The organism is Janthinobacterium sp. GW821-FHT03C08 (genome assembly GCF_059420905.1).
The window spans coordinates 490,508-512,499 of the sequence record NZ_JBWKUP010000001.1; the positions used below are offsets into that span (position 1 = coordinate 490,508).

General features: G+C 64.6%; 21 protein-coding genes. 4 read left to right on the forward strand and 17 right to left on the reverse strand.

What is annotated here, in order from left to right; genetic code table 11:
- Positions 1–5: 5 nt before the first annotated feature.
- From AC07VL_RS02235 to AC07VL_RS02250, 4 genes are read left to right on the forward strand one after another with little or no spacing between them, the layout of a single operon-like run.
- Positions 6–476 carry a type II secretion system protein gene (locus AC07VL_RS02235; RefSeq protein ID WP_494804414.1) on the forward strand — a complete coding sequence of 157 codons (471 nt, stop codon included), beginning with the start codon at positions 6–8 and terminating at the stop codon, positions 474–476.
- 5 nt (positions 477–481) lie between these two features.
- Positions 482–865: a type IV pilin protein gene (locus AC07VL_RS02240; RefSeq protein ID WP_494804415.1), complete on the forward strand. Its 384-nt coding sequence runs from the start codon at positions 482–484 to the stop codon at positions 863–865.
- Positions 852–1,388, forward strand: coding sequence for a type II secretion system protein (locus tag AC07VL_RS02245; protein WP_494804416.1), 537 nt, complete (start codon positions 852–854; stop codon positions 1,386–1,388). The genes AC07VL_RS02240 and AC07VL_RS02245 overlap by 14 nt, the downstream gene beginning before the upstream one ends.
- Before the next feature lie 56 nt (positions 1,389–1,444).
- Positions 1,445–2,668: a M24 family metallopeptidase gene (locus AC07VL_RS02250; protein ID WP_494804417.1), complete on the forward strand. Its 1,224-nt coding sequence runs from the start codon at positions 1,445–1,447 to the stop codon at positions 2,666–2,668.
- Here AC07VL_RS02250 and AC07VL_RS02255 read toward each other — a convergent pair.
- The 17 genes from AC07VL_RS02255 to paaE form a co-directional block, all read right to left on the reverse strand.
- Entirely contained in the window at positions 2,665–4,245 is a 1,581-nt protein-coding gene (locus AC07VL_RS02255) for a methyl-accepting chemotaxis protein (RefSeq protein ID WP_494804418.1), read from the reverse strand. The genes AC07VL_RS02250 and AC07VL_RS02255 overlap by 4 nt on opposite strands.
- Before the next feature lie 44 nt (positions 4,246–4,289).
- Positions 4,290–4,694, reverse strand: a complete 405-nt coding sequence (locus tag AC07VL_RS02260; protein WP_494804419.1) for a type 2 periplasmic-binding domain-containing protein — start codon at positions 4,692–4,694, stop codon at positions 4,290–4,292.
- Between the two features lie 10 nt (positions 4,695–4,704).
- A complete protein-coding gene (locus tag AC07VL_RS02265; RefSeq protein WP_494804420.1) occupies positions 4,705–5,967 on the reverse strand; it encodes a hypothetical protein in 1,263 nt (420 codons plus the stop codon).
- A gap of 362 nt (positions 5,968–6,329) precedes the next feature.
- Positions 6,330–7,805: an indoleacetamide hydrolase gene (iaaH, locus tag AC07VL_RS02270; protein ID WP_494804421.1), complete on the reverse strand. Its 1,476-nt coding sequence runs from the start codon at positions 7,803–7,805 to the stop codon at positions 6,330–6,332.
- Positions 7,806–7,882: 77 nt separating this feature from the next.
- On the reverse strand, positions 7,883–9,934 hold the full coding sequence (gene paaZ / locus AC07VL_RS02275; protein ID WP_494804422.1) for a phenylacetic acid degradation bifunctional protein PaaZ: 2,052 nt from the start codon (positions 9,932–9,934) through the stop codon (positions 7,883–7,885).
- A gap of 21 nt (positions 9,935–9,955) precedes the next feature.
- A complete protein-coding gene (paaY, locus tag AC07VL_RS02280) occupies positions 9,956–10,570 on the reverse strand; it encodes a phenylacetic acid degradation protein PaaY (RefSeq protein ID WP_494804423.1) in 615 nt (204 codons plus the stop codon).
- Positions 10,571–10,686: 116 nt separating this feature from the next.
- Complete coding sequence (locus AC07VL_RS02285; protein ID WP_290603171.1) at positions 10,687–11,418, reverse strand: ABC transporter ATP-binding protein; 732 nt, start codon at positions 11,416–11,418, stop codon at positions 10,687–10,689.
- Positions 11,418–12,173: an ABC transporter ATP-binding protein gene (locus tag AC07VL_RS02290; RefSeq protein WP_314626212.1), complete on the reverse strand. Its 756-nt coding sequence runs from the start codon at positions 12,171–12,173 to the stop codon at positions 11,418–11,420. The genes AC07VL_RS02285 and AC07VL_RS02290 overlap by 1 nt, the downstream gene beginning before the upstream one ends.
- Before the next feature lies 1 nt (position 12,174).
- Positions 12,175–13,158: a branched-chain amino acid ABC transporter permease gene (locus tag AC07VL_RS02295; RefSeq protein WP_494804424.1), complete on the reverse strand. Its 984-nt coding sequence runs from the start codon at positions 13,156–13,158 to the stop codon at positions 12,175–12,177.
- A complete protein-coding gene (locus AC07VL_RS02300) occupies positions 13,155–14,033 on the reverse strand; it encodes a branched-chain amino acid ABC transporter permease (RefSeq protein WP_046684305.1) in 879 nt (292 codons plus the stop codon). Before AC07VL_RS02300 ends, AC07VL_RS02295 begins: the two co-directional genes overlap by 4 nt.
- Before the next feature lie 82 nt (positions 14,034–14,115).
- Entirely contained in the window at positions 14,116–15,267 is a 1,152-nt protein-coding gene (locus AC07VL_RS02305) for an ABC transporter substrate-binding protein (protein WP_092796544.1), read from the reverse strand.
- An 87-nt stretch (positions 15,268–15,354) separates the two neighbouring features.
- Positions 15,355–16,560 (reverse strand): 3-oxoadipyl-CoA thiolase, encoded by a 1,206-nt coding sequence (pcaF, locus tag AC07VL_RS02310; protein ID WP_494804425.1) that lies wholly within the window; start codon positions 16,558–16,560, stop codon positions 15,355–15,357.
- A 28-nt stretch (positions 16,561–16,588) separates the two neighbouring features.
- Positions 16,589–17,917, reverse strand: a complete 1,329-nt coding sequence (paaK, locus tag AC07VL_RS02315; protein WP_494804426.1) for a phenylacetate--CoA ligase PaaK — start codon at positions 17,915–17,917, stop codon at positions 16,589–16,591.
- 69 nt (positions 17,918–17,986) lie between these two features.
- Complete coding sequence (paaI, locus tag AC07VL_RS02320; protein WP_494804427.1) at positions 17,987–18,433, reverse strand: hydroxyphenylacetyl-CoA thioesterase PaaI; 447 nt, start codon at positions 18,431–18,433, stop codon at positions 17,987–17,989.
- Positions 18,426–19,991, reverse strand: a complete 1,566-nt coding sequence (gene paaH, locus AC07VL_RS02325) for a 3-hydroxyacyl-CoA dehydrogenase PaaH (protein WP_494804428.1) — start codon at positions 19,989–19,991, stop codon at positions 18,426–18,428. Before paaH ends, paaI begins: the two co-directional genes overlap by 8 nt.
- A 1-nt stretch (position 19,992) precedes the next feature.
- Positions 19,993–20,784 carry a 2-(1,2-epoxy-1,2-dihydrophenyl)acetyl-CoA isomerase PaaG gene (gene paaG, locus AC07VL_RS02330; RefSeq protein WP_494804429.1) on the reverse strand — a complete coding sequence of 264 codons (792 nt, stop codon included), beginning with the start codon at positions 20,782–20,784 and terminating at the stop codon, positions 19,993–19,995.
- A gap of 92 nt (positions 20,785–20,876) precedes the next feature.
- The gene (paaE, locus tag AC07VL_RS02335; RefSeq protein ID WP_494804430.1) at positions 20,877–21,956 is read right to left on the reverse strand and encodes a 1,2-phenylacetyl-CoA epoxidase subunit PaaE; all 1,080 of its coding nucleotides are present in this window, start codon (positions 21,954–21,956) and stop codon (positions 20,877–20,879) included.
- Positions 21,957–21,992: the final 36 nt, after the last annotated feature.

The following is a 21,992-nucleotide window of genomic DNA, read 5'->3' on the forward strand; positions in this document are numbered from 1 at the left end:
GGCCCATGAAACCGCGCGGCTTTACCTTCATCGAGCTGATGATCACCCTGGCGATCATGGCGACCCTGGCCACGGTCGCGGTGCCGATGGCGCAGGTGGCGCAGCAAAGGGCGAAGGAACACGCATTGCGCAGTGCCCTGATCGAGATCCGCGAGGCCATTGATGCCTACAAGCGCGCTTCCGACAATGGCCGCATCAAGCTGTCGCTGGGCGCTTCCGGCTATCCGAAGAAGCTCGATGAGCTGGTCGAAGGCGTGCCCGACCAGCGCAGCCCGTCGAAACAGAACATCTATTTCCTGCGCCGCCTGCCGCGCGACCCGTTCCAGCCCAGGGAAGAAGGCAGCGCGGCCGACAGCTGGAGCAAGCGCGCCTACGCCTCGCCGCCCGACAATCCCAGCGAAGGCGAGGACGTGTTCGACGTCGCCTCGCGCTCGACCAAGGCGGGCCTGAACGGCGTGCCCCTCAATCAATGGTGACGGCCATGCATACGATAAGCCCGCGGCGCGGCTTTACCCTGGTCGAACTGCTGGTGGTGCTGGCCATCATTTCGCTGCTGCTGACGATCGCCATTCCCCGCTATTTCGGTTCGGTGGAAAAGTCGAAGGAGGTCGCCCTGAAGGAAAACCTGCAGGTGCTCAGGAGCGGCCTGGATAAATACTATGCCGACAAGGGCGAGTATCCGGCCGCGCTGGCCGACCTGGTCACCCATCATTATTTCCGCAGCGTGCCCATGGACCCCGTCACGGAGTCGTCCGCCACCTGGCAGCTGGTGCCGTCGCCAAATGGCGAAATCAGCGGCGTGGCCGACGTGCGCAGTGGCGCCAAGGGCAAGACGCGCGAGGGCATCCCGTTTGAACAGCTCTAGTTTTCGACGCCGTGCGCGGGGATTTGCATACGTCTGGACCCTGCTGCTGGTGGCCTTCATGGGCGTGGGCCTGGTCGTGGCCAACGAACTGTTTGCCACGGCCGCGCGACGCGACAGGGAGCGCGAGCTGCTGTTCATCGGCCACGAATTCCGCAATGCGCTGGGCCGCTACTACGACAGCACGCCGGGCGACGGCCGCCCGCGCTACCCGCTGACCCTGCAGGAACTGCTGAAAGATCCGCGTTTCGCCAACGCCCGGCGCCATCTGCGCCGCGTGTATGCGGACCCCATCACGGGCAAGGCGGAATGGGGGCTGCTGCGCCAGGAAGGACGCATCGTCGGCATCCACTCGCTGTCGCCGCAACAGCCCATCAAGCAGGACAACTTCCTCGATGAAGACGCCGGCCTGCGCCGCAAGCAGCGCTATGCGGACTGGCAGTTCACCTATCCGCACGACCTGGTGCTGGCCCCGCCCGATGCCGCCGGCGGGGCGCCCGGCCTCAAGCCGAAAGGCGCAAACTGATATCATGCGACTTTCCGTAACACGCATCGGCATCACGCATCGAACAAGGAGCAGGCATGAGCATAGGTGGCACTTCCATCGAACAGGCATTGGCATCGCTGTCGGACATGACGTCCGGCATGGTCGCCATCGGCAAGGACGAACACGCGCAGCGCATCGCCAAGGCGCAGGCATTCATGCGCCAGCAGGGCATCGCCGCGATCTATCTGAACGCGGGATCCAACCTCACCTATTTCACGGGCACCAAATGGTATGCCAGCGAACGCATGGTGGGCGCCATCCTGCCGGCCAGCGGCGATATCGAATACATCGCGCCCGCCTTCGAGGAAAGCACCCTCACGGGCTTCATGATCATCGAAGGCAAGGTCAATTGCTGGGAAGAGCATGAAAGCCCGTATCAGTTGTTCGTCGATGTGCTGGCGCGCATGGGCATTACCCAGGACGCGGCCACGCCGCCGCGCGTGGGCATCTGCGAAAGTGCCTCCTTCTTCATCTACGACGGCATCCGGCCGCTGGCGCCCGGCTATGCGCTGGAAAACGCCCGCGCCGTCACGGCGTACTGCCGCAGCCGCAAGTCCGCGGCGGAGATCGCCCTCATGCAGCGCGTGATGGACATGACCCTGGCCGTGCACGTGGCCACGGCCAGCATGCTATATGAGGGCATCACGACGGTGGAAGTGGAAGAATTCATCCAGCGCGCGCACCGCAAGGTGGGCGCGCCCCGCTCCTATTTCTGTATCGTGCTGTTCGGCGAAGCGACCGCCTATCCGCACGGCGTGAACTACGTGCAGACCCTGAAGGCGGGTGACACGGTGCTGATCGACACGGGTTGCCAGGTGATGAACTACATTTCCGACATCACGCGCACCTATGTGTTTGGCGCCATCAGCGAGCGCCAGCGCTCCGTGTGGAACAGCGAAAAGGCAGCGCAGGCCGCGGCGTTTGCCGCCGCCCGGCTGGGCGTGCCGTGCGGCGACGTGGACCGCGCCGCCCGCGTCTCTTTGGCGTCGGACGGCTTCGGCCCCGGCTACAAGCTGCCGGGCCTGCCGCACCGCACGGGCCACGGCATCGGCCTCGATATCCACGAATGGCCTTACCTGGTCGGCAATGACACCACGCCGCTGGACGTGGGCATGTGCTTCTCGAACGAGCCGATGATCTGCATCCCCGGCGAATTCGGCATCCGCCATGAAGACCATTTCTACATGACGGAAAACGGTCCGCGCTGGTTCACCGAACCGGCGCACAATATCGACGACCCGTTCGGCTTGCAGGCTTAAGCGGCCTGCGCCAACGCAAGCCGCCGCAGCGCCGGCGCGCTGGTGATCGCTGGCGCACCGGCCGGCGTCAGCTTGAACACGGCCAGCGCCGTGCCCAGCTGCACGGCCTGTTCCTGCAGCGATTCGGCCGCCGCCGACGCTTCTTCCACCAGAGCAGAATTTTGCTGCGTCATCTGGTCCATGCTGCCGATGGCCACGCCGATATCACCGATGCCGGCGCTCTGCGCCTGGCTGGCGGCGCTGATCTCGGCCATGATGTCGGCCACCTTTTTCACGGAATCGACGATCTGGCCCATGGTCAGCCCCGCCTCGTCGACCAGCTTAGAACCGACGCCTACCTTGGCCACCGAGTCGCCGATCAATTGCTTGATCTCGCGCGCGGCGGCGGCGCTGCGCTGCGCCAGGTTGCGTACTTCGGACGCCACCACGGCAAAGCCGCGCCCCTGCTCCCCCGCGCGCGCCGCTTCCACTGCCGCATTCAAGGCCAGGATATTCGTCTGGAAAGCGATGCCGTCGATGACGCCGATGATGTCGACGATGCGCTTGGAAGAAGCGTTGATCTCGCCCATGGTGGTCACCACCTGACTGACCACTTGCCCGCCCTTCACGGCCACCGACGACGCCGACACCACCAGCTCGTGCGCCTGGCCCGCGTTGGCCGCGTTGTCGCGCACGGTGGAAGTCAGGCTGTCCATGCTGCGCGCCGTCTGGTCCAGACTGCCCGCCTGCGATTCCGTGCGCGCCGCCAGGTCCGCATTGCCCTGGGCGATTTCCGCGCTGGCCACCTGGATGGTTTCGGCCGAAGCCTTGATGCCGGACACCATGCTGGCCAGCTTGCCGCGCATGTCCTGCAACGCCGCCAGCAGGCTGGCCTGGTCGCCCGCCTCGGTGACGATCTGCATGGAGAGGTCGCCATCGGCCACGGCGCGGGCGATCTGGCGCGCATATTCGGGTTCGCCCCCGAGCTGCTGCCAGATGGCGCGCACGACGAAGTGCGACACGGCCACCAGGCAGACGATGACAGCCAGCGCCACGGCGACGCTGGTATTGAGCGCATTGCGCACATTCGCCGCGCTGTTCTCGATGCCCTGCTTGAACTGCATTTGCGCCTGTTCGTTGGTCTTCGCCAGGTCGCCATTGAGCACGGCCAGCGCAGCCTGCATGCGCGCCACGGTCGCCTGCGGGTCGCCCTCTTCCATCTCCAGCATGATGCGCGCCGCGCCCAGTGCCGGCGCATAGTAGGCATCGAACGCCTTGGCCAGCCGCGCGCCGCGCTCGCGCTGGCCGGGTATGGCCGCGAAGTCGGCCAGCTTTGCGCGCAGCTTGACGGCCTGGCCGTCGACCTGGGCGATGCGTTCCTTGTCGCCCTCGCTGACGGCGTCGCGCAAGGCATCGCCGACGGCGGCCACGTCCAGCGTCAAGGACTTGGCCAGGTCGAGCACGGGATAGTCGGCGCTTTCCGTGGCATGGATGGAATTGAGCGCGGCCGTCGACAGATAGGCGCTGACGGCCAGGCCCAGCCCGAAGATCACGGCCGAGACGACAGGCAGCGCCCAGATCTTGCGTTTGATGCTCATTGCTGTCTCCTGATTGTTATGAGTATGTGCATCGCGGCGTGACCTTACGGCGTCGTCAGCACCACCTTGACGCTGGCGTCGACGGCGCCCTTTTCGATATAGCCGATGGCTTTCGGATCGGCGGCAACAGCCTTCTTCACCTCCGCGCTATTGGCCACTTCCTTCGGCAGGGTGGCCTTGCCCGTGAAGACCAGCTTGGACCACAGGGCCTTGGCCTGCGACGGTTCCTTGTCCGTCACCTTCTTGTAGAACTCGGCACGCACGGGAGCGCTTTCCGGCTGGTCGATCGGCGTCATGGCCGTCGATTTACCGAGGAAGAACTGCGCCACCTGTTCATTCGTCATGGCGCCGGCGGCGCTCTTGGCATTGACCACCACGACCACTTCGGCCATGGCGGGAACGGCGCTCGACAAGGCCAGCACGGCAGCCGCAAAAATAATGGGTTTCATGCGGGGCTCCTTAGAAAACAAAATCGATGGCGGCGGCGGCCACCGTGACGGGACCATGGAAGCCCGGCTTGGCCTGCACGAACAGGCCCGGGCCATTCTTTGGCTTGATGCGGTCGATCTGCACCTTCAACGCGGCCGAACGATGAAAATCCCAGCGCACGCCGATGCTGTCCGTCGTTTGTTCCAGCTGGTTGCGCGTGTAAGCCAGGGTGTCGACGCCGGCCGACAGGGCGCGCAGGGTCGGCGTGCAGGCGGCGGGATAGCCGGCCGGGCAGCTTGCCGGCACCGTGTTGTTCACGCGGCCATCGGCCTTCAGGCTGGCGTGGCTGTAGTAAGGCAGGAAGGCGCCCATGCGATAGCCGCCCATCACGTACCACGAGGTGCTGTCGCTGACATAGCTGTCCGTCTTGCGCTTCGCATATTCGGACTGCAGCAGCACGCTGTTCCAGTCCAGGCCCAGACCGACGGAGGTAAACGACGCCTTCTTGTCCTTCACTTCCAGCGTATCGGCCAGGGCGCCCAGCTGGGCGATCCGGTAGCCGCTGCCGGCCGCGCGCAGGCTGCCCATCAGGGTATTCAGGCTGGGCGAATCATCGATGGTCAGCCTGGTCTCGGCTCGGCCGAAGCGCACGGTGACGGGGCCGTGTTCGGCCACCACGTTGAGGGCGACGATGGACTTGCCTTCCACGTGCACGGTCGAATCGGGACCCGTGGCCAGCGTGGCCTTGGTGCGGCCCAGCGCCAGCTGCGTCGTGACGCTCGTGTCGCCCGCGCTGAACTGGTAGGTGCCGTCGATGCCGTCGATGCTGTTCAGGGGCACTTGCGAATACATTTCGCCGGGCGGGCGCAGCATGGTGTTGGCATAGCCCACGTTGCGGTAGTCGGAAATCATGAAGACGGGCAGGCCCATGCGGCCGACGCGCACGCTGAAGCTATCCGACACCTTGGCCTTGGCAAAGGCCCACGCCAGTTCGGCGCCGAAGTCATTTTCGCCATCCTTGCGTGCCAGTCCCTGCACGGTGGCCGACAGCCAGGGATTGACGGTGACGTTTGCCTGCAAACCCACATTGGAATCGACGCCCGTGCGTGCCGTGCGGCCCGCGCCGCTGGCCTGGTTCGGGCGCGCAAACTGCGCATTGTCCGTGTCGGCCACGGTCAGCGCGGCCGTGCCGTAACCGCTGATCTTGACGGCGGGGCCGTCGACTTCTTCCGCATACGCGTGGCTGATGGCCAGGGGCATGGCCAGCATGAAAATCAGGACGTGTTTATTCATAGTAATTAAATACCCGTAACGGTGAACAGTAATCGTGGAGTGTGACTCGAGGTCGGGGGTTCACCAGCCGTGACAGGCCGGGTCCGTTTTTTGCACCGCCAGCGCCCCGTGAGGTCTGCATGGCGTGTGACCAGTGAGTAAAAACATGCTACAGAGAAAAGGTTTTGCTTTGGAAAGTTTTCTGCTGGCAATACGCGATTTCGCCTGTTTTCAAGGAAAAAGCACGCGTTCTAGAGGGGTTTATCTAAATAGCACGCCGTGCAAAACCACACTTTGCCTATATTTTTCATACACTTATGGATAATTCAGCCAACAAGAAACCCTGGCGCCCTGCCCGGCGCGCCAGTGTGCTTCTTAGGCCTTCAGACGCACGCCGGCGGTGCCGGCAAGGGGCCGAACAGCGCCTCCAGCGACAGACCGATGGCCAGCAAGCGGCTGTCGCTGCCCAGCAGTCCATCGATCTCCATCCCCACCGGCAATCCTGCAGCTGTCATACCGGCAGGCAAGGACAAACCGGGAATGCCCGCGTTGCTGGCCGGGTCCGTATTGCGGATCAGGGTAGTAAACGCGTCACCAGGCGCGCCGTCCGCCACCGCGATGACCGACGAACCCTGCACGCCATCAATGGCCACGGCGCACACGGGCGTGGTGGGGAAAAAGATGACGTCCAGCCGGTGCCGCGCAAAATAATCGCGGTACAAGGCTTGCAAGCGGGGCCGCTGCACCAGCAGGGCGTCAGGGTACGCCGCCCCAAACGCATCGCCCAGGATGGCGCCAAACGCATGCCGCACGTCGGGGCTAGCCACCTGCGCGGCGATGTCGTCCAGCGTGAGCTGCGCGCCGCCGGCTGCCAGGTAGGCGGGAATCGCCTGGCGCGGCTCGTGCAACGCCAGCGGGAACGACACCTTGCCGTTCGCCGCCATCACGTCTTCCATGCCGATATCGACCAGCACCACACCCGCCTGCGCCAGGGTTTCCCTGGCTTGCGCCATGACGGCCGCCACGTCGGCGTCCAGCGGCTGCCAGAAGGCGGCCGGCACGCCGAAACGCAGGCCTGCCAGCGGCTCCGGCGAGGGCACGGGAAGGCCGGACAGCACGCTGTCGAGCAGGGCCACGTCGGCCACCGTGCGCGCCATCGGGCCCAGCGTATCGCGCGTATGGCTGATGGGTACCGTGCCGTCGGAATCGTAGCGGCGCTGACTACCGCCATCGCCCACGGACGGACGCAAGCCCACGATGCCGCACAGGGCGGCCGGCACGCGCGTGGAGCCACCCGTATCCGTGCCCAGGCCTGCCGGCGCGATGCGCGCGGCGACCGCGGCCGCCGTGCCGCCGGAAGAACCGCCCGGAATGCGCGCGCTGTCATACGGATTTTTGACATGTCCGGCAAAACTGGAAAAATTCGTGCTGGTGGCGCCAAACGCCAGCTCGTGCAGGTTCGCCTTGCCCAGCACGATGGCGCCAGCGTCCAGCAGGCGCTGCACGCCGGGCGCATTCGCCGGCGGATACCAGTCGCGCAGGGCCGGCGTGCCGGCGCTCGTCGGCATGCCATGCGTGTCGATATTATCTTTGACAACGATGGGCAAGCCCGCCAGCGGCGGCAAAGGCTGGCCCGCCGCGCGCGCCGCATCGACACGCGCGGCGGCGGCCAGCGCGGCATCCGCATTCAAGGTGATCAGGCTGTTCAAGCCCGCTTGCGCGCGGGCCTGTGCCAGCAGCGTATGCATGTAGTCGACGGCGCCCAGGTTGCCGTTGGCGATGGCGGCCACGGCATCGCTGGCGCTCAGGGCCAATTGCGCCTGCGCGGCGATGGAAGGTTGTTCGTCTGCCTTGCTCATGCTGTCTCTCCAAAAAAATACGCCGCCCACGCGTACATCGCAGGCGGCGCCGGTCCATCCTGTCCTGCCAGTGTGCCTTACTCGCGCTTGGAAACGAGGGTCAGGATGTCGTAGCTGGCCACCAGTTCCTCGTTCTGGTTCGTCACCTGCACGTCCCACGCGACCACGCCCTGGCCCACGCCAAACACGTCCTTGCGGTTGCGGTCGACCTTGCGCTTGCACGTCAGGCGCGCGCGGATGGTATCGCCGATGGCGACGGGGGCGACGAAGCGCAGGTTGTCCAGGCCATAGTTGGCCAGCACTGGGCCGACGCCGGGCGATACGAACAGGCCGGCGGCGGCCGACAGCACGAAGTAGCCGTGGGCGATGCGCTTGCCGAACTGCGATTCCTTCGCGGCGATTTCGTCGAAGTGCATGTAGAAGAAATCACCCGAGATGCCGCCAAAGGCGACGATGTCCGCTTCGCTGACGGTGCGGCGGTGCGTGAGCAGCGAGTCGCCCGTCTTCAAGTCCTCGAAGTGCTTGCGGAACGGGTGGATCGGGCTTTCATTGACGTCCGCGCCGCGCACGTATTCGCCCGTGATGGCCGCCAGCATGGTCGGCGAGCCTTGCACGGCCGCCCGTTGCAGGTAGTGGCGCACGGCGCGCACGCCACCCAGCTCTTCGCCGCCGCCCGCGCGGCCAGGGCCGCCGTGCTTCAGCTGCGGCAGGGGCGAGCCATGGCCCGTCGAATCGACGGAGGCCACGCGCTCGAGCACGTGCACGCGGCCATGCGTGGCCGCCACTTGCGGCACCACGCGCGCGGCGATCTTCGGATCGCGCGTCACCAGGGTGCTCACCAGGCTGCCCTTGCCGCGCGCGGCCAGGGCCAGCGCCTCGTCTATATCGTTGTAGCCCATCATGGTGCTGACGGGGCCGAACGCTTCCACGTCATGCACGGCATCGTTGCCGAATGCGTCGCGGCACAGCAGCAGGGTCGGCGAGAAGAAGCTGCCATCCGACGCGCCATCGCCTAAAGGACTAAAACCGTCGGCCGCGCCGAACACCACCTCGTTGCCCTGCGATAGGGTGGCGACACGCTCGGCCACGTCGTTCTGCTGCTCTTTCGAGGCCAGCGCGCCCATGCGCACGCCTTCGATGGACGGGTCGCCCACCACCACCTTGGCCAGGCGCTCGCGCAGGCGCGTGCCGACGGCGTCCATCAGGTGCTCCGGTACGATGATGCGGCGGATGGCCGTGCATTTCTGGCCCGACTTGCCCGTCATCTCGCGCACGACTTCCTTGACGAAGAGGTCGAATTCCACGTCGTCGGGCGTGACATCCGGCGCCAGGATGGCGCAATTGAGCGAATCGGCTTCGCCATTGAAGGGCACGGAGTTGGCGATCAGGTTCGGATTGGTGCGCAGCTTGGCGGCCGTGGCGGCCGATCCCGTAAACGTCACGAAATCCTGGCCATTCAGGCGGTCCAGCAAGTCGCCCGTGGAACCGATCACCAGCTGCAGACTGCCGGCCGGCAGCAAGCCCGATTCGTGCATCATGCGCACAACGGCCTGCGTCAGGTAGCTCGTCGCCGTGGCCGGCTTGGCGATGCAGGGCATGGCCGCCAGGAAGCTGGGCGCGAATTTTTCCAGCAGGCCCCAAATGGGGAAATTGAAGGCGTTGATGTGTACGGCCAGGCCGCCGCGCGGCACCAGGATGTGCGTGCCGGCGAAGCCGCCCTTCTTGCCCAGCGCGATGGCCGGGCCTTCGTGCAGGACGTTCGACGACGGCAGCTCGTTGCTGCCCATGCTGGCGTAGGCGAACAGGGTTCCCGTGCCGCCTTCGATATCGACCCAGCTGTCGGCGCGCGTGGCGCCCGACAGGTGCGAGATCGCATACAGTTCTTCCTTCCGCTCGACCAGGTACAGGGCCAGCGCCTTCAGGCGCGCGGCGCGCTGCTGGAAGTCGAGCGCCATCAAGCCAGGCACGCCGGTCTTGCGCGCATACGTGACGGCTTCGTCGAAGTCGATCTTTTCCGCATGCGTGTGATAGATGACGCGGTTGTTCAGGGCGCTGTGCAGGGGAACGGCGGCGCTGTCGCCCAGCCAGCGGCCGGCGATCAGGCTTTGCAGGGTGGATATGTGAGCCATGTGGTTTACTCCTATGTTGGTTTACTGCGCTGCTGCGTTCTTGTGCAAATGCAGCGGCAAGGCGGATTCAAAATTCAGGCGCTGGCGGTTCGCCTCGACTTCCGTCAGGGCTTCCACTTCGCGCATCGTCTGCATGGAGCGCACGGCAAGTTCGTGGTACTGGCCCGTGCCCGAGCTTTTCCATTTGATTTCATCGTCGCTCAAGGAACGTATCACCTTGGCCGGCGTGCCCACCACCATGCTGCGCGGCGCGATGATCATGCCAGCCTTGACGAAACTCATGGCGGCGACGATGGATTCCTCGCCGATGATGGCGTTGTCCATCACCACCGCGTTCATGCCGACGAGCGCATTGCGGCCGATGCGGCAGCCGTGCAGCACGGCGCCATGGCCGATGTGGCCATCGACTTCGACCACCGTGTCGCAGCCTGGGAAGCCGTGCATGACGCAGGTATCCTGCAGATTGGCCCCCTCTTCCAGGATCAATCGGCCGAAGTCGCCGCGGATCGAGGCCAGCGGGCCGATATAGCAGCGCGGACCGACGATCACGTCGCCGATCAGCACGGCCGACGGGTGCACGTAGGCGCTGGGGTGGACGACGGGGGTGACGCCGTTGATTTCGTAGACTTTGACCATACAAGCTCCTATTCATCTGCGCGCCATGCACGCTATTACCAGACGCAGCGGAAAACTGGGGTCAGACGGGGACGCCGAGTCCCGGCGGGTCTGACCCCGGCCCTCCGCTGCTGTCTTCACATACCCAGGTACGCGCTCTGCACCTGCTCGTTATGCAGCAATTCGGGACCTGGGCCGGACAGGGTGATGGCGCCCGTCTCGATCACATAGCCCACGTCGGCGATCGACAGGGCGGCATGCGCGTTCTGCTCGACGAGGAAGATGGTGATGCCCTGGTCGCGCAGCTCGGCCACGATGCGGAAAATTTCCGCGATCAGGAGCGGCGCCAGTCCCATGCTCGGTTCGTCAAGCAGCAGCAGTTGCGGGCGGCCCATCAGCGCGCGCGCCATGGCCAGCATCTGCTGCTGCCCGCCAGAAAGGGTTCCGGCCAGCAGCAGGCGCTTTTCCTTCAAAATCGGAAACAGGCCGTACATGCGCTCCATGTCGCCCGCCACGTCCTGCGGCGGGCGGGTGAACGCGCCCAGGCGCAGGTTGTCTTCCACCGTCATGGGGCCGAACACTTGCCGCCCCTCCGGCACCTGGCAAATGCCGCTGCGCACGCGCCTGTCGGCGCTCATGCGGCTGACATCCTGGCCGGCGAAGGCGATGCTGCCGGCGCTGATCGGCTGCACGCCGGAGATGGCCCGCAGCAGAGTCGTCTTGCCCGCGCCGTTCGCGCCCACCAGCGCCACCAGCTGGCCCTGGCGCACCTGCAGGGCTATGCCGTGCAGGGCCTGGATGCGGCCGTAATGGCTGGTCAGTCCCTGTATATCGAGCACCAGCGGTGTCTGAGGTTTTTCCATCTTCATCATGCCGCCACTCCCAGATACGCCGCCACCACGTCGGGATTGGCGCGCACTTCGGCGGCGGTCCCTTCGGCCAGCTTCTTGCCATAGTCGAGCACCAGGATATGGTCCGACAGATTCATCACCAGTTTCATGTCATGCTCGACCAGCACCACCGTCACGCCCGATTGCGCCACCTTGCGGATCAGGGCTTCGATTTCGCCCGTCTCCGTGTGGTTCAGGCCCGCCGCCGGTTCATCGAGCAGCAGCACCTTCGGCTTGGCGGCCAGCGCGCGCGCGATTTCCAGGCGTTTCAGCGCGCCATACGACATCTGCCCCGCCTCGTCATCCACATGGCGGCCGACGCCGACGAATTCCATCAGGCCCGCAGCCTCGTCGCGGCATGCCGCATCGGCGCGGCGCACGGACGGCAAACGCAGCATGGAAGCGAACAGGTTCTGGTTCAGGCGCAGGTGCGCGCCCACCATCACATTGTCGATGGCCGTCATGTTCATGCACACCTGCAGGTTCTGGAAGGTGCGGCTCATGCCTCGCCGCGCCAGCGCATCGGGCGGCATGGCCGCCACGTTCTCGCCATTGAGCAAAATCTCGCCCTTGCTCGGCGTGTAGACGCCCGTGATCAGGTTGAACAGGGTCGTCTTGCCGGCGCCGTTCGGCCCGATCACGGAGTGGATATTGCCTTCCTTGACGGTAAAGCTGACATCCTGCACGGCGTGCACGCCGCCGAAGCTCTTGCTCAGGTTCTTAATCGTCAGCATCTCACACCTCCTGCTCAGCTTTGACGGGCGCCTTCGGCGCGGCGGCCCGCTTGCGCGAACGGCTGGCCAGGCTCGGTACCAGGCCCTTGGGCATGAAGATCATGGTGGCCATCAGGATCACGCCAAACACCACCGTTTCCCAGCCTTCAAAGCTGGACAGCAGCTGCGGCAAAATCGTCAGCAGGGCCGCGCCGATGATGGAGCCGAAGATCGACGCCATGCCGCCCACTACGACCATCGTCACCAGCTCGATCGAGTGGAAGAAGCCGGCCAGGTTGGGCGTGATGAAGCCGATGTAATGGGCGCTGACGCTGCCCGCGATGCTGGCGATGACGGCCGACAGCACGAACACGCGCACCTTGAAGCGGGTCGTATCGACACCCACCACGCGGGCCGCCACTTCCGAGCCGTGGATGGCCTGCAGCGCGCGGCCGACGGGTGAATCGATCAGGTTCAGGGCCAGCCAAGTCACCAGCAACAGCAGCACGGCGCACACCAGATACCATGATTTTTCACCGGCGATTTCCAGGCCGGCGACACTGAAGGCGGAGACGCCGATGCCGTCCGGGCCGCCCGTCCATTGCGTCTCGTTGTTGATGACGATGGAGATGATGATGCCCAGGCCCAGGGTCGCCATGGCCAGGGTATGGCCCTTCAGTTTCAGCACGGGGCGCGCCAGCAGCAGCGCCAGCAAGCCCGTGGCAACGGCGCCAGCGGCCAGGGCTGCCAGCGGCGGCCAGCCGTAGTGCGTGGTCAGCACGGCCGACGCATACGCGCCCAGGCCGTAGAAACCCGCGTGGCCGAGGCTGATCTGGCCCGTGTAGCCCATCAACAGGTTCAGGCCGATGACGACGATGGCGTTCAGGGCGATGCGGATCGCCACGTCATAATAAAACGCGTTGCTCAGGAACAGGGGCAGGATGGCCAGCACCAGCGCCAGCACCAGCAAGCCGCCGTGGCGCGAGCGTGTAAAAAAGTTGGTCATACACGCTCCGAATTTTTGGCGCCAAACAAGCCTTGCGGCAGGAAGAACAGGATCAATAAAATCAGCACGAACGGTACCGCGTCCTTGTAGGCCGAGGAGATGTAGCCAGCCGTCATGGCTTCGGCGATGCCGAGGATCAGGCCGCCGGCAATGGCGCCCGCGCCGCCACCGAGGCCGCCGAGGACGGCGGCGACAAAGCCTTTCAGGCCCAGCATGATGCCCGCGTCATACGAGGTATACGTGATGGGGGCGACGAGGATGCCGCCCGCCGCGCCCAGCAGGGCCGACAGGCCGAACGAGAACAGCAGCACCTTGCGCGTGTTGATGCCCACCAGCTGCGCGGCCAGCTTGTTGTGCGAGGTGGCCAGCATGGCCTTGCCCATCAGGGTGCGGCCAAAGAACCAGCCCAGCACCAGCACGATGACGACGGTCACGCCCAGCACCCACAGGCTTTGCGGCAGCAGGCTGGCACCTAAAAATTCGATCGGCGCATCGCCGGAAAAGGCCGGTAGCGAATGCGTATCCTTGCCCAGCCAGATCTGCACCAGGCCGCGCAGCACGAGCGAGGCGCCGATGGTGATGATCAGCAGGGTGATGACCTGCGCGTTCTGCGCCGGTTCGATCACGGTTTTTTCCATCAGCAGGCCCACCAGACCGGTGGCGATGACAGCCAGGATGATGGCCAGCGGCAGCGGCACGCCGGCGGCCGACATGACAGCGGCCAGCATCCCGCCCAGCATGATGAACTCGCCCTGGGCGAAGTTGATGACGCCACTGGTGTTGTAGATGATGGTAAAGCCCAGCGCCGCCAGCGCGTAGGCGGAACCGACCGTCATCCCGGAATACAGAAATTGTAGAAATTGAGCGACTTCCATGGTGTCTCCATTATGTTCGGCGATGCGCGGGCCGCCATCGAGGGCGGCCTCGCGCAGGTACTTCCGGCTTACCTACTCGAACTTATTTAGACAATTGCCATTCGCCGTTCTTCACTTCGACCATGCGGAATGCCGACAGGTCCAGGCCCATGTGATCCTTGGCCGACATGTTGAACACGCCCGTGGTGCCGACAAAACCCTTGGTCGACTCCAGCGCCGCGCGCACTTTTTCGCGGTCCGTGCCGCCGGCGCGCTTGATGGCGTCGACCGACAGGTTCAGGGCGTCGAGCGCATAGCCGCCAAAGGTCGACGGATCGATCTTGTAGCGCTCCTTGTACGTTTTGTCGTAGCCGACGACGACGGCCTTTTGCGCGTCGCTGTCCGGCAGCATGGCGCCGATCAGCAGGGCCGGCGTCGGCAAGCGCACGCCTTCGGCGGACTTGCCCGACAATTTCAGGTACTCGTCGGAGGCCACGCCATGCGACTGGTACAGCGGTAGCGCGGCCATGCCCAGCTGGCCGTAGTTCTTGGTGACGACGGCCGGGCCTTGGCCCAGGCCGAAGACGAAGACGGCTTGCACGCCCTTGGTATTCTTGATGCGGGTCAGCTGTGCCGTGATGTCCGTATCCTTCGGACCGTAGGTTTCATCGGCCACCAGGGTAATGCCGTATTTGGAGGCGACGATCTGCGATTCCTTGCGTCCCGAGGCACCGAAGCCGCTCGTTTCCGACAGCAGGCCCACCTTGCTGATGCCGCGCTTCTTCATGTCCTCGAACACCTTCTCGGCCGCCATGCGATCCGTGTGCGGCGTCTTGAAGACCCATTTCTTGACCGGATCAATGATCACCACGGCGCCCGCCAGCGAAATGAAGGGCATGCTGGCGCGGTCCACCAGCGGTGCCATCGCCATCGTCGCACCGGTGGTGGTGCCGCCGATCAGCACATCGACCTTGTCCGACTCGATCAGGCGTTTCGTGAAACCGTTGGCCTTGGCCGCATCGCTGCCGTCGTCGTAGTGCACCAGTTCCAGCTTGCGTCCCAGGACGCCGCCGGCCGCGTTGATCTTCTCGATATACAGCTGCAGGGTTTTCAGCTCCGGATCGCCCAGGAAGGCAGCCGGTCCCGTGACGGACAGCACGGAACCGATCTTGATGTTATCGGCCGCATATGCGCCCGCGGCGGACATGGCCAGCACGCCGGCGATCAGGGTTTTCTTGAAGATATTGGCAATCATTGTGGTCTCCACCAGGTTGGCACTACGGTCAAATTGGATGGTGCTATCTTGCACCTTGGTTTTTTATTATTTAACTATCTACGGCTTTTATACGCGTTCAATCACCACGGCGATCCCCTGCCCCACGCCGATGCACATGGTGCACAGCGCATAGCGCCCGCCCGTGCGTTCCAGCTGGTTCAGCGCGGCCATCACCAGGCGCGCACCCGATGCGCCCAGCGGGTGGCCGATGGCGATCGCGCCGCCATTCGGGTTCACGTGGGCGGCATCGTCGGCCAGGCCCAGGTCGCGCGTGACGGCCAGCGCCTGCGCGGCAAATGCCTCATTGAGTTCGATCACGTCCATCTGCTCGATGGTGAGACCCGTCTGCGCCAGCACCTTGCGCGAGGCCGGCGACGGGCCAAAGCCCATGATGCGCGGTGCCAGGCCGGCCGTAGCCATGCCCAGCACTTTCGCGCGGGCCTTCAGTTTGTATTTTTCCACGGCGGCGGCGGATGCCAGCAGGATGGCGCAGGCGCCATCGTTCAGGCCCGAGGCATTGCCGGCCGTGACGGTGCCATCAGGCTTGACCACGCCCTTGAGCCTGGCCAGCATCTCCAGCGAGGTGTCGGGACGCGGATGTTCGTCGCTGGTGACCATCTTCGGATCACCCTTCTTCTGCGGCACGGCAACGGGCACGATTTCGTGCTCGAACACGCCGGCCGCATGGGCGGCGGCCCAGCGCTGCTGGCTGCGCAGGGCGAGCGCATCCTGGTCGGCGCGGCTGATGCCAAATTCCACGGCCACGTTTTCCGCCGTCTCCGGCATGGTGTCGATGCCGTACTGCGCCTTCATCTTGCCGTTCACGAAGCGCCAGCCCAGGGTCGTGTCCTCGATTTTCGCCGCGCGCGAGAAGGCGCTGTCGGCCTTGCCCATGACGAAAGGCGCGCGCGTCATGCTTTCCACGCCGCCGGCGATGATCAGTTCCGCCTCGCCAGCCTTGATGGAGCGGGCCGCCATGCCCACGGCGTCCAGGCTGGAGCCGCACAGGCGGTTGATGGTGTTGCCCGGCACGGCCGCCGGCAAGCCGGCCAGCAGCGCAGCCATGCGGCCCACATTGCGGTTGTCCTCGCCCGCCTGGTTGGCGCAGCCGTAGAACACGTCGTCGATGGCGGACCAGTCGACGGAGGGGTTGCGGGCGATCAGGGCGGCGATCGGCAGCGCGCCCAGGTCGTCGGCACGCACGCTGGAAAGGGCGCCGCCGTAGCGGCCGAAGGGCGTGCGCACGGCGTCACAGATAAAAGCTTCGTTCATGGTAGTCCTTATTCTGTATGGTCGTCTATCAGGAGAAGATCTTCGGGCGCTGGTCGATCACGCGGCGGGCCTTGCCCGTCAGTGTGCGTTCGATGCCGGAAGCGGCCACCAGGCGCACGCGCGTGCTCACGCCCACGTGGGTCTTGATGCGGTGCTCCAGTTCGCGCGCCAGGGCGTCCGTTTCGCTGGCAGAGATGGTGGATGTCAGGTCGATGCGCAGTTCGGCCACCACTTCGAGCTTGTCCAGGTGGCCGTCGCGCGTGACCACCAGCTGGTATTGCGGCGACAGGCGCGGCATCTTGAGGATCAGTTCCTCGATCTGCGTGGGGAAGACGTTCACGCCGCGGATGATCAACATGTCGTCCGAGCGGCCCGTGATCTTGCCGATGCGGCGCATGGCCCGCGAGGTCGGCGGCAGCAATCGGGTCAGGTCGCGCGTGCGGTAGCGGATGATGGGCAGCGCCTCTTTCGACAACGAGGTAAACACCAGTTCGCCCTCCGCGCCGTCCGGCAGAACTTCGCCCGTTTCCGGGTCGATGATCTCCGGGTAGAAATGGTCTTCCCAGATGACGGGACCGTCCTTGCTCTCGATGCATTCGGACGCCACGCCAGGTCCCATCACTTCGGACAGGCCGTAGATGTCGACGGCGTCGATGCCGGCGCGCGCCTCGATTTCCGAGCGCATGGCGTCGGTCCACGGCTCGGCGCCGAAGATACCCACCTTTAGCGAAGACTCGGCCGGGTCCAGGCCCTGGCGCGTGAATTCCTCGATGATGTTGAGCATGTAGGACGGCGTGACCATGATGATCGATGGCTTGAAATCCTGGATCAGCTGCACCTGCTTTTCCGTCTGCCCGCCGGACATGGGAATGACCGTGCAACCCAGGCGCTCGGCACCATAATGCGCGCCCAGGCCGCCCGTGAACAGGCCGTAGCCATAGGAGATATGCACCATGTCGCCCGCGCGGCCGCCGCCGGCGCGGATCGAGCGCGCCACCACGTTGGCCCAGGTGTCGATGTCGTTCTGCGTGTAGCCGACCACCGTGGCCTTGCCCGTGGTACCGCTCGAGGCGTGGATGCGCACCACCTGCTCGCGCGGCACGGCGAACAGGCCGAACGGATAATTGTCGCGCAAGACTTTTTTATCGGTGAACGGAAATTTGGAAAGATCGGACAAGGATTTGAGATCGTCCGGATGCACGCCCGCTTCGTCAAAAGCGGCACGGTAATGGGGCACGTTGTCATACGCGTGCTTGAGCGTCCATTTCATGCGTTCGAGCTGCAGCGCCTGCAGTTCATCCTTGCTGGCGCGCTCGATCGGCTCGAGGTCATTCGGGGCGGGATAGCGTTGGACCATTTCTGTCTCCTAATCGGTTCTTCAATTTTTCAAATCGGCTGCGGCAGTTCAAACCTGCTCTTGTGCTGCTCAACCGCTAATGACTTCGCCCGCCACGCGGATCGACTTGCCTCGGAAGAGCGCGATGGCGCGGCCTTCCTGGTTGCTGACCTTGACGTCATAGACGCCGCTCTTGCCCGCCAGCGCCTGCTCGACGGCGTGCGCCGTCAGCACGTCGCCTTCGCGGCCTGGCGCCAGGTAGTCGATGGTGCAGCCGGCGCCCACGGTGTTCATGTTGTAGCTGTTGCAGGCAAAGGCGAAGGCGCTGTCGGCCAGGGCAAAAATGAAACCGCCATGGCAGGTCTGGTGGCCATTGAGCATGTCGGCGCGCACCGTCATCGTCATGCGCGCATGGCCGGGACCCACGTCGGCCAGGGCGATGCCCATGGCGGCGGTGGCGTTATCGCGCGACAGCATGGAGGCGGCGGCCGCTTCGGCCAAAGCCTGGGCAGCGTGAAATTGGTCTTCCTTATGCATGAAACGGTGCTCCATTGGCGAGTTTGCGGCGCAGCAGCGGCGAGACCCGGTAGCGGTCTTCGCCATAGCCTTGCGCCAAGTGGTGCAGCACGGTCACGATCTGTTGAACGCCTACCGCATCGGCCCAGGCCAGCGGTCCGCGCGGATAATTGACGCCCTTCTGCATGGCGATATCGACGGCATCCGCCGTGCACACGCCCTGGTTGACGGCGTCGGCCGCTTCGTTGGCCAGCATGGCGACCGTGCGCATGACGGCCAGGCCAGGCACGTCGTCCAGGCGCGTGACGATAAAACCGGCCGCCTGGAACAGGCCGACGACGGCCGCATAGGCGTCGTCGCTGCACTGGTCGGCACGGGCCACGGCGATGCGTTTTGCACTGGCGTAATCGAGCGCCAGGTCGAACAGCACCGTGTCCGGATGCTGGTTGTCGTGCGCGCGCTGGGTGGCGCTGCGCCCATCGGTCAGATAAATCGCGGCGCCATGGCAATGCAGGGCCGGTGCCTCGTCATGCGCCTGGCCTTCCTGCGTCACGCGGCGGCTGACGGTGACGCCCGCCTGTTCCAGCCGCTGCACCAGGCTGCGGATGATGCCGCTGTGGCCACGGCCATCGCCGCCGATGGCCGCCGACAGGGCGACGAATTCCGGGGTCGCTTGCACGCTTTCCGCCTGCGCCACAGGGGCAGCTGCGCCTTCGCCGTACAGGTAGAAGCCGCGGCCCGATTTGCGGCCCAGGAAACCGGCGTTGACCATTTCCTGCTGCAGCACGGACGGCGTGAAGCGCGGGTCGTTGAAGTAGGCGCCGAACACGGACTGCGTGACGGAGAAATTGACGTCGTGGCCGATCAGATCCATCAATTCGAACGGGCCCATGCGGAAACCGCCCGCTTCGCGCAGCACGGCATCGATGGTGGCGGCGTCGCCCGCCTGCTCGTTCAACAGGCGCCAGCCTTCCGCGTAAAACGGACGGGCGACCCTGTTGACGATGAAGCCCGGCGTCGATTTCGCATGCACGGGGTTCTTGCCCCAGGCGATAGAGGTGTCGTACACGGTGGCGGCGACTTGTTCACTGCTAGCCAAGCCACTGATCACTTCCACCAGCGCCATCAGGGGCACGGGATTAAAGAAGTGCATGCCGACCAGGCGTTCCGGGCGGCGCAGCTTGGCGGCGATGGCCGTGACGGAGATCGACGAGGTGTTCGTCGCCAGGATGCAGTCGTCGGCCACCAGCGCTTCCAGTTCGGCGAACAGGCCGCGCTTGACGTCGAGGTTTTCCACGATGGCTTCCACCACCAGGGCAGCGTCGCTCACGTCGGCCAGGCTGCCGGCCGCCTGCAGGCGCGCCGTGGCGGCCGCCGCTTCGTCCAGCGCCATGCGGCCCTTTTCGGCCAGCTTCGCATACATCTTGCCGATATCAAGCAAAGCCTTGCTGACCGCTTCCGCCCGCGTGTCGTACAGTTTGACTCTGTAGCCGGCGGCAGCCGCCACCTGCGCGATGCCGGCGCCCATGGCGCCGCTGCCGATGACGGCGACGATACTGTTCTTTGCCAATGCAGTCATATCAGTGTCCCTTGAATTGCGGTGCGCGCTTTTCCATGAAGGCGGCCACGCCTTCGCGGTAATCGTCGCTGTTACCGAGATCGCTCATCATGCGCGCTTCCAGCGCCAGCTGCTGCGGCAGGGTATTCGCACCGCTGGCGGCCAGCGCCTGCTTGGTGTAAGCCAGGCCCTTGGTCGGTGCCGTAGAGAAGTGCACGGCCAGCTTGCGCGCTTCCTGCGCCAGATCGGCATCGTCCACGCATTTCCAGATCAGGCCCCAGTCTTCCGCCTTTTCTGCCGTCAGTTTTTCACCCAGCATGGCCAGGCCCATCGCGCGCGCGGAACCGATCAGGCGCGGCAGGAAGAAGGTGCCGCCCGTGTCCGGAATCAGGCCCAGCTTGCAGAACACTTCCACGAAGCTGGCCGACTTGCTGGCAATGACGATGTCGCAAGCCAGCGCCAGGTTGGCGCCCGCGCCGGCAGCCACGCCATTGACGGCGCAGATCACGGGCATAGCCAAGGCTTTCAAGGCCAGCACCAGCGGCGCATAGTTCTTTTCCACGGACTCGCCCAGGTCCACGCCCTTCGAGCCTGGCTCCACGGCGCGGTCGGACAAGTCCTGGCCCGCGCAAAATCCGCGGCCAGCGCCTGTCAGCACGAACACGCGCACGGTGTTGTCGGCATTGACTTTCGCCAGCGCGTCGCGCACTTCCTCGTGCATGGCTTGCGTGAAGCTATTGAGCTTGTCGGGACGGTTCAGGGTGAGCGTCGCGATACCCTGCTCGATGGTGAAGAGGATGTTTTGATAGGTCATGGCGTGTCTCGTATACGTTTATTTTTAACCCAGGTGCCACTGCCAGGGTCGGACCTTAAGGTCCGACCCCAGATGTTGTTTGGGGTTTGCGACTATTCAGCCTGGTCGAAATCGACCACCACCTTGTCGGTCAATGGAAAACTCTGGCAGCTGAGGACGAAACCGCGCGCCACTTCATAGTCTTCCAGCGCGTAGTTGACGTCCATTTCGACTTTGCCGTCGAGGATCTTGCAGCGGCAGGTCGAGCATACGCCACCCTTGCACGAGTAGCGCATGTCGATGCCCTGCCGCAGTCCCGCGTCGAGGATGGATTCCTTGTCCTTGTCCATCGTGAAGGTGGTGTGGTTGCCATCCAGGATGACGGTCACTTCCGTTTCCTGCACGGCATCGGAGGCCAGCTGGGCGCGCGGCTTGTGGGCGTTTTTCGGGATGCTGGCGGCGAACAGTTCGATCTTGATGTTCTGCTTGGGCATGCCGGCCGCCTGCAGGGCGGCGGACACGCCCAGCATCATGTCTTCCGGGCCGCAAATAAACGCGTTGTCGTAGTCTTCGACCTTGATCCAGTGCTGCAGGAACTGTTCGCATTTTTCCTGCGTGATGCGGCCGTTGAACAACTCGATATCCTGCTGTTCGCGGCTCATCACGTACACGAGGTTCAAGCGCTCCAGGTACACATCCTTCAAGTCCGTCAATTCTTCCTTGAAGATGACGGACGACGATGCGCGGTTGCCATAGAACAGGGTGAAGCGGCTCAGGGGTTCCGTCAGCAGGGTCGTCTTGATGATGGAGAGGATGGGCGTGATGCCGCTGCCGGCGGCAAACGCCAGGTAGTGCTTGCGGTTGACGCAGTCGAGCGGCACGTTGAAGTGGCCCATGGGCGGCATCACATCGATGGTGGCGCCAGCCTTGAGCGTATCGTTGGCCCAGGTGGAAAAAGCCCCGCCGGGGGTGCGCTTGATGGCCACGCGCAGGGTGCCGTCCTGCACCGCGGAACAGATGGAATACGAGCGGCGCACGTCTTCCGCATTGATATGGGCGCGCAGGGTCAGGTGCTGGCCCTGCTGGAAGCGGAACTGCTGCTGCAGTTCCGCCGGCACGTCGAACGTGACGGCGATGGTGTCGCGCGTTTCGTTGCGCACGTTGGCCACGGACAGCGGATAAAATTTACTCATGCTTCATCTCCAGTTTCTTCGGAACGTGTGCCTGGT